This window comes from Verrucosispora sp. WMMA2044 (genome assembly GCF_027497155.1).
Lineage (GTDB): Bacteria > Actinomycetota > Actinomycetes > Mycobacteriales > Micromonosporaceae > Micromonospora > Micromonospora palythoicola.
Genome location: NZ_CP114913.1, coordinates 4292082 through 4304099, shown reverse-complemented (window position 1 = coordinate 4304099; position 12018 = coordinate 4292082). Strand labels below are relative to the sequence as shown.

General features: G+C 67.3%; 12 protein-coding genes and 1 tRNA gene. 4 read left to right on the top strand and 9 right to left on the bottom strand.

Going from position 1 to position 12018, the window contains the following annotated elements; all coding sequences use genetic code 11:
* Positions 1–107 precede the first annotated feature (107 nt).
* Positions 108–1361 carry an Ig-like domain-containing protein gene (locus tag O3597_RS19535; RefSeq protein ID WP_164445864.1) on the bottom strand — a complete coding sequence of 418 codons (1254 nt, stop codon included), beginning with the start codon at positions 1359–1361 and terminating at the stop codon, positions 108–110.
* A 187-nt stretch (positions 1362–1548) separates the two neighbouring features.
* Here O3597_RS19535 and O3597_RS19530 point away from each other — a divergent pair.
* The 4 genes from O3597_RS19530 (at position 1549) to O3597_RS19515 (ending at position 4613) form a co-directional block, all read left to right on the top strand.
* Positions 1549–1624 (top strand) — tRNA-Lys (locus tag O3597_RS19530).
* A 204-nt stretch (positions 1625–1828) separates the two neighbouring features.
* On the top strand, positions 1829–2269 hold the full coding sequence (locus tag O3597_RS19525) for an NUDIX hydrolase (protein ID WP_281601991.1): 441 nt from the start codon (positions 1829–1831) through the stop codon (positions 2267–2269).
* Positions 2270–2442: 173 nt separating this feature from the next.
* Entirely contained in the window at positions 2443–3285 is an 843-nt protein-coding gene (locus O3597_RS19520; RefSeq protein ID WP_281601990.1) for a hypothetical protein, read from the top strand.
* A 23-nt stretch (positions 3286–3308) separates the two neighbouring features.
* Entirely contained in the window at positions 3309–4613 is a 1305-nt protein-coding gene (locus O3597_RS19515) for a WD40 repeat domain-containing protein (RefSeq protein ID WP_281601989.1), read from the top strand.
* A gap of 78 nt (positions 4614–4691) precedes the next feature.
* Here the strand turns inward: O3597_RS19515 and O3597_RS19510 are convergent, their stop codons facing one another.
* Genes O3597_RS19510 through O3597_RS19475 form a run of 8 tightly spaced genes read right to left on the bottom strand, consistent with a single transcriptional unit; the run spans position 4692 to position 12005 of the window.
* The gene (locus tag O3597_RS19510; protein ID WP_281601988.1) at positions 4692–5477 is read right to left on the bottom strand and encodes an aminoglycoside phosphotransferase family protein; all 786 of its coding nucleotides are present in this window, start codon (positions 5475–5477) and stop codon (positions 4692–4694) included.
* Positions 5474–6124, bottom strand: coding sequence for a histidine phosphatase family protein (locus O3597_RS19505; protein ID WP_281601987.1), 651 nt, complete (start codon positions 6122–6124; stop codon positions 5474–5476). Before O3597_RS19505 ends, O3597_RS19510 begins: the two co-directional genes overlap by 4 nt.
* Before the next feature lie 22 nt (positions 6125–6146).
* Positions 6147–6884 carry a phosphotransferase gene (locus O3597_RS19500; protein WP_281601986.1) on the bottom strand — a complete coding sequence of 246 codons (738 nt, stop codon included), beginning with the start codon at positions 6882–6884 and terminating at the stop codon, positions 6147–6149.
* A complete protein-coding gene (locus O3597_RS19495; protein ID WP_281601985.1) occupies positions 6881–7696 on the bottom strand; it encodes a class I SAM-dependent methyltransferase in 816 nt (271 codons plus the stop codon). The genes O3597_RS19500 and O3597_RS19495 overlap by 4 nt, the downstream gene beginning before the upstream one ends.
* A gap of 27 nt (positions 7697–7723) precedes the next feature.
* Entirely contained in the window at positions 7724–8245 is a 522-nt protein-coding gene (locus O3597_RS19490) for a topology modulation protein (RefSeq protein WP_281601984.1), read from the bottom strand.
* Between the two features lie 51 nt (positions 8246–8296).
* Positions 8297–9343, bottom strand: a complete 1047-nt coding sequence (locus tag O3597_RS19485; protein ID WP_281601983.1) for a hypothetical protein — start codon at positions 9341–9343, stop codon at positions 8297–8299.
* Complete coding sequence (locus O3597_RS19480; protein WP_281601982.1) at positions 9325–11061, bottom strand: carbamoyltransferase C-terminal domain-containing protein; 1737 nt, start codon at positions 11059–11061, stop codon at positions 9325–9327. Before O3597_RS19480 ends, O3597_RS19485 begins: the two co-directional genes overlap by 19 nt.
* On the bottom strand, positions 11061–12005 hold the full coding sequence (locus O3597_RS19475) for a thymidylate synthase (RefSeq protein WP_281601981.1): 945 nt from the start codon (positions 12003–12005) through the stop codon (positions 11061–11063). The genes O3597_RS19480 and O3597_RS19475 overlap by 1 nt, the downstream gene beginning before the upstream one ends.
* Positions 12006–12018 lie beyond the last annotated feature (13 nt).

Here is a 12018-nt window from a genome sequence, read left to right as displayed (position 1 = left end):
GTCCGTGTCCCGTCCACATCACTGACGCACCAGTTCACGTACCCGTTGCGCCCAGTGAACCGAAACACGTGGAGCGGGATGTCCGGATAGTTACATATTTCGTCCGCTCACACGGCCGGACCGGCACCACCGTCCGGAACCGGCAGCGCACTGCCCTTGACGAACTCCGACCAGCTCAGGTTCCATGCCGTCCACCCGTTGCCCGCCGCCAGCTTGCGTTCGGTGCCGGTGATGGTGATCGGATCACCGATCTTCGTGCGTTGGAAGAGCCAGCGGGCGTTCGCCATCGAGACGTTCACGCAGCCGTGGGAGACATTCTGCCGCCCCTGGACGTTCTCCGACCAGGGTGCCGCGTGGATGTACTCGCCGCCCCAGGTGAGCCGCTGGGCGAACTCGATGTCGGTGACGTACCGGTTCTCCGGATCGGGGTCGTCCATCGTGTCGAAGACTGTCGCTTCCTTCTTCTCCATCACCACGAGCGTGCCGCTGGACGAGGGGGTCTTCTTCTTACCCAGGCTGACCGGCAACGTCTTGACCAGCTGCCCGTCCTCGTACACCCGCATCTGCTTGTCCGAGTTGGTCACCTTCATCTCGAAGGCCGAGCCGATCTTCGCGGTGGCGCTGCGGTCGACGTTGCCGTACCTGCCGTTGCTCAGCGGGATGCCGGCCAGGGCGATGCGTACGGTCAGCTTGGTACCGGCCTTCCAGTACTCCGGTGCCCGGTAGTACGCCTGCGTGCCGTTGCTCACCCAGTGCCAGGCACCCGGCTGCGGCGGGTCGGTCTGCACGAACATCCGCTTCTGCACCTTCGCCCGGTCCTTGGCCGGGATGCCCGGGTGGAACTCCGCCACCACCGGCATCGCCACCCCGTACGTCCGGTCGTCGAACAGGTACAACCCGGAGGTGATCATCGAACCCGGCTTGGCCATCGTGGTGAACGTGCTGGTGCCCTCGCTCACCGCGCCGTCCGGCCCCTTCGCGGAGACGGTGGCGGTGTAACGGGTGGACCACTTCAGCGGAGCCGACGGCACCCAGGACGACCCGTCCGTACGCAGTCTGCCCTTGACCGTCTTGCCGTCCTTGGTCTTGAGGGTGACCTGCGACACTTCGCCGCCGTCCGGCAGCTTCGCGCCGATCTCCACGCTGACCGGCCGGTTCTTCGACCCGTCGGCCGGGCTCACCGTCAGCGGCGGACCACTCGGCACCTCCGGTGTGCCCGGCGTCGCGGTGCCGGTCGCACCGGGTGTCTGACCGGGTACGAACTCGGCCACCGCACGTTCCTCGCCGCAGCCCGACAATGCCAGCGACGCCACCAGCCCCAAGCCGCCCAACAGCGCCCCGGTCCGCGCGAACCTGCCCATCCCCACCCCTGCCGTTGCGCACCTGGCGGACATCGTGCCGTACCGCTGCCGCCCGGCATCACCCCGGTCCCACACTTTGCGAGGGATTTTTGGCTAATGTCCGATAAGCTCGACCGAAGGGGTGAGCCCGGGATCGGATTGGAACCCGGTTCGGGCCGCGTGCTAGTGTTTCCCCCGTTGTCAGCGAGCGCCGCTAGCTCAACTGGCAGAGCAGCGGACTCTTAATCCGCGGGTTCGGGGTTCGAGTCCCTGGCGGCGCACCAACGAGCAAGGCCCTGACCTGGTAGAACTCTGCCGGTCGGGGCCTTTTTCGCGTACGCCGGTGGTGGGTGGTCGCTCGGTGGGTGCTCGGGAGCCGTTGGACGGGGAGGGTGCCGGTGGGACGCGGTGCGGTGCCAGCGGACAGACCCATAGATCAACGGGGTGCGTTGCTGCCAGTGCGTCTCGGGCGTGGATGGGGGCTGGTTGTGCGTCGGATCGTGCGTAGGTCGGTGCGGGCCATTCTTCTGGATGAGGACGACCGTCTCGTGCTGATCAAGCGGATCAAGTCCGGCCAGGCGCCGTACTGGACGACGCCGGGCGGTGGCGTGGAGTCGACGGATGTCTCCCTGGAGGCTGCCCTTCGCCGGGAGTTGCACGAGGAGCTCGGTGCCGAGGCCGACCGCTTCGTCCAGGTGCTCCTGTTCACCGCTCCCGCTGGTGAGGGCGTTTCCGTCCAGCACTTCTTTGCCTGCCGGCTGATTCAGCTCAACGAGGACGCCCGTACGGGGCAGGAGTTCGCTGATCCGTCGCGTGGTGGCTACCAGCTCGATCGAGTGTCGATCGACGAGCTGCCTGCGATGGATCTCAAGCCGGATGCGCTGAAAGAGTTCATCACCTCAAACGAGGAGGCTCTGCTCTCGGCATAGGGCAGGTTCGCCAGAGTCGTTCGCCCACTGGCGAGTAGCACAGATCGACGTCGTGTCGATGCTCGAATAAGTTCCGTAGCCCGATAGTCCCACTCGGCTGTGGAGGGTCGTGGCTCTATGGTGCCGGTCTGACGGATGTGACCATGCAGTGAGTGTCGAGAGCATAGCTCCTCGTGAGCAAGCAGACGCGCAAGCGTCGGTTTCGTATCGGTACTTGGTGGCGGCGGGTATGGCGAGACCATCGCCCGAAAGTCGTCGCCGCCGTCACCCTCCTAGTCCTGCCGACGGCGGCTGCCGTCATCGCCCAGGTAGCCGGAAACAGGCTCGAGTCGGCAGAGCACGGGCCGCCGGTCAAGGCACGGCTGCTCAGTGTGGATCGAACCCGTCCCGCTGGATTCGACTGGTTGTTTGCCGAGCCGCAGGAGTTCGGTGGCGCTGATTTGAACTCCCTCGCTGCCGCGATCGAGAGCCGGGACCATAAGGGTATCCGGGAGCGCGGCGGCGTGGATCCACTAGCGCTCTCCGTATCGATCTTGATCCAGGGCCAGCGCAGAGCCGGCACCACCATCACGGGCCTGGAGAGCAACCCGGTCTGTGGTAAGCCGCTCAGCGGTGCCTTGGTCTATGGACCGAACCCAGGCGGTGGCCCGCAGAAGAATCCCCGGATCGTTTTCGATCTGGACCAGCCGGACCCTCGGGCGGCGGATGCGAAATCCCTTGGTAGCGACTACTTCCAGGAGAACTCGATCTCGCTGAGCAAAGACGAGCAGGTCGTGGTTGTGGTCGAACTACGTACGAACCTGCACCACTGCACGGTGACTTTGGAAGTGACGGCGAACGACGGAGACCGAACGGAGCGGATAGCGGTGGACACCGAAGGACGACGGCTGTCGGTCTCGGGGTACGCGGACGGTGCTGGGGCGACCGAACTGGTTCGGGACTTCGGCCGGTACGAGCGGCTGTATCAGTACCAGGACGGGCAAGTTGCGCCAGCGAGACCGGAGACGTTCAAATGAGGGCGCCCGCGGCAGGCGCAATCGTGGGTATCCTCGTGCTCGCTGGATGTACTGAGAAAAGTCAGCCAGATGGGAAGTCCATCGAACGGCAGGCGGATCGACCCGCCGTTGCCGAAGCACTCAAGGAAGTGCTCGACCTCGTGCTCCCTGAGGCTGGCGCGTCCGTCGCAGACCTGGAACGGGTGGATGTGGACGTCGCCGGCACTACGGCGGTCGTGGGCTATCCAGCAAACCGCGTAACCGCCTGGGACCTGGTCTCGCGCAATCAGATTGGCGAGATCCTGCTACCGCCTGATTCAAGGCTGCGGGCGTTGTCGCCAGATGGCGAGATCCTCGCGGCCGCCGACGACAACGGCGAGCTCTCCTTGTGGAACGTCCCGGGCCAGCAGCACATCACCTCGGTGCGGGCCGATTTTTTCGACGTCGGTTTCTTCGACGTCGGTTTCAGCTCGAGCGGTGATCGGCTCGCAGTCGGCGGTGGCGGCATCACCGTGCTGGACACGCGGACCGGTGAGGTGACTGCGCAGATGACAGCGGCGGACCTGCATCCGTTACTGCCAGAAAGCGAACTCGGGGGCGGGGCGCCGGATCCGGTCAATCAGGTCTACTTCACTGCGGACGACGCGATCGTCGCGTCGTCGTTCAGCTACTGGTTAATCTGGCGACCCGGGACAGAGCCGGTTGTCGTCGCCCCTGACTACGGTATCCGCATGTCGGTCCTGTCTCCCGACCGGTCGAGGCTTCTGTTGGTCAGCGACCTGGGACTGTTCACCTGGGACATCGTTGCACGCCAGCAGGTGAGTGCGGCGGAGCTACCTGGTGGTGACATCAACTCAATCGACGGCGCTATCTATGACGCTACTGGCAACAGTCTGATAGTGGTCTGGCAAGAGCGCTTTCCCGTGGACCCGTCCTACACGTTCACCCGTGTCGTCGAGCATGTAGACACTTTCGAGCTCCCCGACATGGACCCGGTGCGGTCGGAAGCGGTCACTTACTTCACCGGCGTCTATGTGGAGCGCCTCTCGGGTGCCGTGGCTGCCTCGGGCGACTTGGTGCTGGTGACGGTGGGGGCGGAACATTTGATCATGCAGGAGGGTGCACTGACTACTGGTCCGGGATTCGCTGTCTGTGCCGCGGGAATGACCTGCAGAGAGGGCTTTGCTCTCCAGCGTGACGGCGATCGGTCCACGGTGATGATGTGGATGTACGGGCGTTGGCGGCCCATACTGGAAGGACAGCCGCTTACCAGTTTTGATCTTGAGCGTCACGGGCTTTACACGCCGTACATGGCACAGCTATTCCCCGAGGCGAACATCAGTGAATAGCAGGGGCCGTTCGCGGTGCGAACCGTCACGCCCCAAGTGTGCCCCTACTTGCCGACGTCGCGCATGCGGGGCGCTGGCTCATCGCCGTGGCTGCTGCCTGTGCCGGGTCAGCGCGTCGAGGTAGGCACAGTGCTCCAGCACTTCGTGGTCGGCTGCGCTGAGCTGGCCGTACTCATGGAGGAAGCCGTCGCGCAGGTCGGGGCGGATGGGCCAGATGCGGGTGGCGAGGCGTACGAGGTCGCGGGCAGGTAGGTCGTAGCGGCTGTGCTCGAAGTCGATCAGGCGCACGATGCCGTCGTCGCCGTAGATCATGTTGCGGGGCATGAAGTCGAGGTGGCACGGCACGGCGGGCAGGGCTGCGAGGTCTTGGAGGGCCCGCATGTGGGCGCGTACCTCGGCGCGGGCGTCGGGCGTGATGTGGTCTCCGGCTTGGTGGATCCAGTACTCGGCGCGTTGGGCGAGCCAGGCTGTCCAGTCCGGCTCCAGTCTCGGCGGTCCGGCGACATGGAGCGTCTTGAGTAGTCGCCCCGCCTGGCGGTAGGCGTCCTGCTCGGCCTCGGGGTCGAGTCTTCGCTGGTTGAGTGGGGCTCCCGGCACGGCGGTGATGACGATCGCGGGCGGATCGTCTGCTGTCGCGAGTAGGCGGGGTGCCCGGTCGCCAAGGGCTGGAACCCACCTCCGGTAGGCGTGTACCTCCTGCGTGTGCCGTTCATGGCTGCGGTGTGGTTTGACGATCACCTCGCCGTCCATGGCGGTCGTGGCGCGGAGTACGTGGGTGCCCGCGTGGCCTGGGTGCCAGGCGACGGGTACTGCGTCGGTGTCGAGGAGGCGTCGGCAGAGTTGGAGGAGGTCGGCGCTGTTCATCGCCCGGTTTCGAGGTGGTGGGTGTCGTTGTGGGCGGCGAGTTGCCAGATGGTGCGGCCGAACCGGTTGGTTGGTCGCTGCCATCGGGTGACCGAGGCGTGGTTGGTGACGAAGCCGAGCCGCAGGCAGGCGTTTCGGGGGAGTGTGAGGAGTAGGTTGTTGGCGGCCTCGATGGTCTCGCCGTGGGCGGCGATGAGGATTCGCTCGCCCTCGTGCCGGGCGAGGATTCGCTGCAGCGCTTCGGTTGCCCGGTCGAGGTATTGGTTCCAGGTTTCGGACCCGTTGGCGTACGGGACGTCGGGGGCGTGTTGGGGCGGGCCCTGAAAGGCGGTCTTGACGTCCGCCCAAGGGCGGCCATCAGCGTCGCCGTGGTCAGGCCCGCGAAGTTCCGGCTCGACGGTGGACGGTAGGCGAAGGGCCTGGGTGATGACCTCAGCGGTCTGGACTACCCGAAGCCGGGGCGTGGAGTAGAAGACCGCGTACGGTCGGGCTGCGTGCTCGGTGGCCAGCCGGGCAGCGAGTCGGGTGACCTGGTGGCGTCCCCGGTCGGTCAGGCCGGTGCAGCCGTGTTCGCCGCCTACGATCCCGGCGACGTTGCAGGCGGCCTCGCCGTGGCGGGCGATGACGAGTTCGGTGGTTGAGGCCATCGGCGGGGCTCCTTCGGGGTTGTCAGGCTGGAGCGAACGGGTTGGGCCAGGGCCGGACGGTGGGCCAGGGGTGTCGGTAGCCGTTGGTGCCGAGGTACCGGAGCGTCAAGAGGTGGTGTAGTTCGGCGTACTGCCGCAGCTCGTCAAGGTCGCACCGGTTCGGGGCGATGGCGGTCCGATAGGCGTCGACGCAGTCCGTCAGGGTGGATTGGTCGAGGCGGCCGTACGTCATGGAGGCGGTGACGAGTAGTCCGGCTAGGTCGTAGCCGAAGGGGGCGAGAGTGAGGCCGTCGAAGTCGACGACGGCCACGTCTTCTCCCTCGATGAGGTAGTTGCGGACGTTTGGGTCCTTGTAGAAGGCCACGGCTTGGTCAACCCGATCGAGGACGGTGTCGACCGTGGTCAGGTCGATGCCAGTGATGTGGGCGGCACGGTGCAGCGCCTGCCGACGCGGGCCGGCGAAGTGGGGGAGCATCGGCCCCGTCACCGTGACGTGGTCTTGGTCGAGGCGGGCGGTGTGCAGCTCTCGCCGGTGGGCGGTGTGGTGCAGCCGGCCGAGTGTGGCCGCCACGCGGGGCAGGTCCGCCACTTCGGGTGTCCGGCCCGGTAGCCGTTCGAAGACCAGGTGGCGACTGGTCCGCGTGACCAGGCGCGGGAGGCGCACGCCGGAATCCAGCTCGGTGAGCCAGCCATGGTGGGCCGCCGCTGCAGAGCATCGCTGTGGGTCGTCGTACCGCTTGATGAAGAGGCTGCTGGTCACGGTCGTGCTGCCAGGGCGTAGCTGACGGTGGACCGGGTCAGGTATGGCGGTGCCGGTAGTCGTTCCCGGAGGATCGCGGCGAGCTCGGCCGGCGCACCGGCGAGGCGGATCTGGTACTTCGGGGTCGTGGCGAGGTATCGGGCGAGGTGCCCGACATCCTTGAATTCGAAGAGGTGTTCCTCATGCAGAACGTCGAGCACCGTGAGGTGGGTGGCTGCGATGTCGAGCAGGTTGCGGCTGTGGAAGCTCTCGTAGAGGCCCGGCCGGCGGACGGCGTCGGGGTCGAGGTCGGCGGTTTGGACGAGCTGGTCGAGTTCGGCGTAGCTGTCCAGCGACTTGGTCGCCAGGACGGCGACGCCTCCGGGGCGGAGGCAGCGGGCGATCTCCGCGACCGCGTCGACCGGCGTGGGCGAGTGGTAGAGGCAGAACGCGGCTACCGCCGCGTCGGCCACCGCATCGGGCAGCGGCAGGTGGTGGAAGTCGGCGCAGACCGTCGAGCCGGTTCCGCTGGCCTCGGCCAGCCGGGTACGGACGGTGGCCACCAGCGCGGCCGAGGCGTCGACAGCGATGAGACGTCGGGGGCGGAGACGTGCGGAGATGCGGAGGGTGGTGGTGCCGCGTCCGCAGCCGATGTCGAGCACGACCGCGCCAGGTGGGGTGCGCTGAGCGACCAGGTCGACGATGACTCCTACGGCGTCCCGCCCGGCGATCTTGGCTTCGCGTAATGCTCGGGTGCGTTCTGCGAGCCGGTGGCTGGAACGGTAGAGGTCACCGCGAACCAGATCTGGATCAAGGAACGGGTTAGCCGACATGGGTCGTCGTCTCCCACGCCGAAGCGGTCAGGTCATCGGCTGGGCTTGTTGTCGTAACCGTTCGATCAGTTGGTTGGCTTGGCGGCGGCTGGTGAGCGAGATCAGTCGGATGTGTGGCCCGTGTTCTTGGATGAGGGTCTGGACGCGGGGTCGCATGGTGCGTCGGTAGCTGAGGATGTACCGGACGAAGTTCCAGGTGATCCGGTCGTAGACGCCGTCGGCCTGGTGCTGGCCACCCCGGTAGCGTCGGCGTCGCTGGGCGATGCCCCAGAGGCAGGTGGCGGCGAAAAGGTCGAGGAAGATCACGGTGTCGGCGGCGGCCAGCCGGATCGGCAGGGTGCCGGCGTAGTTGCCTTCGATGATCCAGCGCTCGCCGGTGACAAGTTTTTCCTGCTTGGCGGCGAACTCTTCCTGGGGCAGCGGGTTCCACTGCTCGTCGTAGAAGATCGCGTCGAGGTGGGTCAGCGGCGCGTCGAGGATCTGGGCGAGCTGCCGGGCAATCGTCGACTTGCCGCTGCCGCCGCAGCCGATGATGGCGATCCTGTCCATGGTCCTCCAGGGTAGGGGCGGTGCGGGGCGAAGTTGAGCGGACACGGCGGGTCATGACGGCGCCGGTTCCGGATGGCGTAGGAGACGATCGAGCACGCCGAGCTGGGTGGAAAGCCGGAACGGGTCAAGACGGCGCAGGCAGTCGTCGATCAGGCCGGCGTGGTCGTTGGTCCCGGCGATCTCGGCGAGCCATCCGACCCGGTGCCGTACGTCGGTGGCGTGCCGGACGTGCAGGCTCGCCGGTACGAGTTCGGCGGCGCCGCGGACACCGGTGGGCAGCAGCGGTACGCAGCCGGCGAGGACCGCTTCGAAGATCCGTTGGGTGATCTGGCCGGCTGCGGCGTAGCGGTCGGGTAACAGCAGCACCGTGGCGAGGGCGTCGGCGTGGATCGCGGCGACCTGTGGGAACGGGACCCGGCCGACGAAGTTGAGGCCATGCCAACGGTGAGTGTCGGTCCACTTGCCGGCGATCAGGTGCGGCAGGTGTGCGGCTGCCGGAGCGAAGAAGGTGTCAAAGGCCTCGTCACGGTCGTACTGGTTGCCGACGTAGACCAGCGGCGTCGAGCGGTTCTGGGCAGCGAGCCTGGTGGGGTCGGCGCGGTCGAGGATCGCGTCGGCGACGGGAAAGAGCAGCGGCGTCGCCCCTGGGTTCGGGTGCATGGCCGCTTCGCAGATGGTGACGTTGCCGGTCCGGCGAAGCGGATCCGCCGGGTCGAGTTGCCTGTCCTTGTCCCAGAGGATTGTCGGGGTGCCGAGCCGGTGGGTGTAGTGGGCGACGAGTTCGGCCTGCCGGTGCAGGTCGCAGGTGTGTCCGGGCCTGCCGCACGGGGTGGTGTTGCGGCCGGGGATGGGCCAGCGCCATTCGAGGAACAACGCGTCGAGCTCGGGTAGGCCGACATCCCACCGGTAGCTGCTGGTGAGGTCGAGGCCGGCGTCGCAGAGGTCACGGTTGAGCTGGAGGAACACGATGTCGTGGCCGGCCTGGCGAAGCCCGTCAACCAAGGGCCGGCGGTGACTGCGCCCGCCGTCTGGGGTGTCGACGACGCCGGAGCCGAGAAATCCCCAGAAGCTGTAGCCGATCAGCACTTCGTCACCCACCAGCCTTCGATGAGCAGGGCTTCCAGGCCGGTCTCGACGAGGCAGTCCAGGGCCATGTCCGGGGTGCCGCAGATCGGTTTGCCCTTGATGTTCAACGAGGTGTTGATCAGCACTGGGTGTCCGGTGATCTCGCCGAAGGCGGCCAGCACGTTCGCGAGGAACGGGTGCTGCATGCGGGTCACGGTCTGGACCCGGGCGGTGCCGTTGCCGTGCACGATCGCGGGTAGGCCGGTCCGGGTCAGTTCGGTGACCGGTGCGGCGATGGACATGAACGGCGAGGGCCGGCGAAGCCGCACATAGTCGGCGGCCTTGTCGGCGAGGACCATCGGAGCGAAAGGGCGGAACGGCTCGCGGAACTTCACCGTGCCGTTCAACCGGTCCACGACCTCAGGGGCGAAAGGCGACGCGAGGATGGACCGGTTACCCAGCGCGCGCGGCCCGGCCTCCAGTGGGCCGGTGAAGAGGCCGACGATCGCCCCGTCGGCGAGTTGCCGGGCGAGATGCTGGACCGGCTCGGCCGGGCGTGCTGCGGCCAGGCCGGGCCGTGGCTCGGCAGGTAGGGCCAGGTCGGGGTAGGCCGGGCCGAGGTAGCAGCGCCCGCCGATGCCGGTGGGTGGGCGGCCGGTGGCGTCGAGCCAGGCGGCTGCGGCAGCGCCGATCGCGGTGCCCGAATCTCCGGGCGCGGGCGGGATGTGGACCTCGTCGACAACGCCGGCCTGGGCTATCTGCCCTGCGGCGACGCAGTTCATCGCGACGCCGCCGCCGAGACAGAGCAGACCGGAGCCGGTCAGCCGCGCGGCATGTCTGGCCAGGTGCAGCATGACCTGCTCGGTGCGTTCCTGCAGGGCGGCAGCGAGGTCGGCGTGCACCGGTTCGACCGGGGCGTCCGGCGGTCGGGGCGGGCATGCGGCGGCGGTGAACGTCGGGCTGGTCCGGCGGTACCGGCTGGACAGCACCCGTAGCGGAAGCAGGCTCGGATCGAGAGTGAACCCGTCCGTGGTCAGTCGGATCGCGCGGGACATCAGGTCACGGAAGCGGGCCGGGTCGCCAAGGGCGGCCAGCGCCATGACGGTGCCTTCCTCGTCACCGCGCCGCCACCCGAGGTGCTCGGTCACGGCGCCGTACGCGTAACCGAGCGAAGCGGGATCCTTGACCGACTCGGCCAGCCGGAGGCGGAAGGGCTGCTCATCGCGGTGTGTGGCGTGCCAGATCGTGGTGGTCTCCAGCTCGCCGAGACTGTCCACGACCAGGACCGCCGCATCGTCCACCTCGGCGGCGAGGAAGGCATAGAGGGCGTGTGCACGGTGGTGCAGCACGGGGACGAGTCGCGCGAGCGGGAACCGTAGCGACAGATCCCGCAAGCGTGCCCGGTATCGGCGCTGCACGGTGAGGAAGCTGCGTGCGCGTGGAGTCGCCCGGCTTCGGGTCGAGGCCCTCGCCAGGTGAGCGGGGAGTTGCCCGAGCGCCGACAGGTAGCGGCCACCGTCGAAGTTGTATGCCACCGTCGTCACGTCGTTCGCGGTGAGACCGGCTTGGTCGAGGAGCCAGGCCACGGCTTCGGCCGGATACGCCTTGCTGTGCTTGACCCCGTCGAGGCGTTCCTCTTCGGCGAAGCCGATCAGGTGACCGTTGACCAGGAGTGCCGCAGCCGAGTCGTGAGTGTAGGCGCAGAGCCCAAGTAACACCTCGGCATCATGGGCGGACCGTTGCGCGATCATCACCGGCCGCCTGGCGTGCGCGAGGTGAGGTGGTCGTACCAGGTCGCCAGGGCGAGGCCGAGCGGATCGGGAGTGTCGGCGGCGATCTTGCGTGCCTGGTCGCGCTCACCGGATTTCCAGGCCCGGTAGCTGGCGAGAGTCCGGCCGAAGGCGTCCCAGACCGAACTGTCCGCAGTGCCGGCGTCCCCGGAGATCACACGCTGGAGCAGAGCATCGAGGTCGGGCCAGGAAACGGCGACCGGATCCAGTTCCGCAGTGCCCTCGGTGCCCTGCAAGGAAGCGGCGGCTGCCTCTGCGTTGTCGGCGTACAGGTGCAAGGAATCGACATGGTGGTGGTATTCGCCAAGCTCGACGCCGAGCCAGCCCGCCATCAACTCGTGGATCAGCGTGGTGGTGAAGATGTCGTACGGAAAGCCGAGCCACAAGTCCTGGCTGCGCATGCTGGTGTGCATAATCAGCCGCCCGTCGCGGATGAAGAACCGGTACCCGAGGGTGCAGGGCACATCGCGGTAACCCCGGTGGTCGCGGGACGGGTCGTACAGCTGGATCACCCCTCGCCGTGAATCCCGGTCCCTGAGCAACTGCTGCCGTACCGCGTCGAGCTGGTCGATCTGGCCGTCCCATCGGCGCAGCCGCGGCCCGTAGGCGCCGCGCAGCACGCCGTCGTCGGCGTAGATGCGCAGCCTGTCGTTGTAGTCGAAGATCCAGGGGGCGTCGGAACCGGAGAGGATCCAGAGCGCCTCCGCGACCGCGAAGGCGGGATTGATCACCCTGACAGGTGGTACGTCGACGAGTCGCCGCCGGGGATTCGTGAGGCACAGGTGCGCTCCGATCACCTCGGTCGTGGTGAGGTCACGCGGACATACGACGCGACCATTGAGCAGTACGGCCTGGCAGGCGGCGGTGAACAGCTCACTCGCCGAACCAGCGGTCAGCACGATCATGTGGGACTCCTCT

Excerpts from the sequence above, each read along its gene's own strand:
- O3597_RS19535 (WP_164445864.1), bottom strand. The coding sequence starts at position 1,361 with ATGGGCAGGTTCGCGCGGACCGGGGCGCTGTTGGGCGGCTTGGGGCTG.
- O3597_RS19510 (WP_281601988.1), bottom strand. The coding sequence starts at position 5,477 with ATGAACAGCGCCGACCTCCTCCAACTCTGCCGACGCCTCCTCGACACC.
- O3597_RS19495 (WP_281601985.1), bottom strand. The coding sequence starts at position 7,696 with ATGTCGGCTAACCCGTTCCTTGATCCAGATCTGGTTCGCGGTGACCTC.
- O3597_RS19505 (WP_281601987.1), bottom strand. The coding sequence starts at position 6,124 with ATGGCCTCAACCACCGAACTCGTCATCGCCCGCCACGGCGAGGCCGCC.
- O3597_RS19490 (WP_281601984.1), bottom strand. The coding sequence starts at position 8,245 with ATGGACAGGATCGCCATCATCGGCTGCGGCGGCAGCGGCAAGTCGACG.
- O3597_RS19480 (WP_281601982.1), bottom strand. The coding sequence starts at position 11,061 with ATGATCGCGCAACGGTCCGCCCATGATGCCGAGGTGTTACTTGGGCTC.
- O3597_RS19475 (WP_281601981.1), bottom strand. The coding sequence starts at position 12,005 with ATGATCGTGCTGACCGCTGGTTCGGCGAGTGAGCTGTTCACCGCCGCC.